1 pseudogene is annotated in these 228 nt (G+C 68.4%); it reads right to left on the reverse strand.

The features are described from left to right. A pseudogene (locus KVS71_RS19820) lies at nt 1-228 on the reverse strand (glycine/betaine ABC transporter); the annotation flags it as partial.

Here is a 228-nt window from a genome sequence, read left to right on the forward strand (position 1 = left end):
CCTAACACGGGAGCCGCGCCGAGCGTGACAGGGGTGGTGACGTCTTCGAGGTCGGCGACCGAGGTGAGGTCGTTCTCCTCGGCGCAGCTCTTGAGCACCGTGTAGGTGCCCTGGTCGGAGGCCTCGGCGTAGTCCAGCGCGGTGAGGCCGTCCGGGAGCGTGTCCTTCAGGGCCGCGTGGACGTCGTCCGGACAGTGGTCGGTCGCTACCTTGTCCAGGTACTCGAGC

It is taken from the genome of Microbacterium sp. GbtcB4 (assembly GCF_019091465.1).
GTDB classification, from domain to species: domain Bacteria; phylum Actinomycetota; class Actinomycetes; order Actinomycetales; family Microbacteriaceae; genus Microbacterium; species Microbacterium paraoxydans.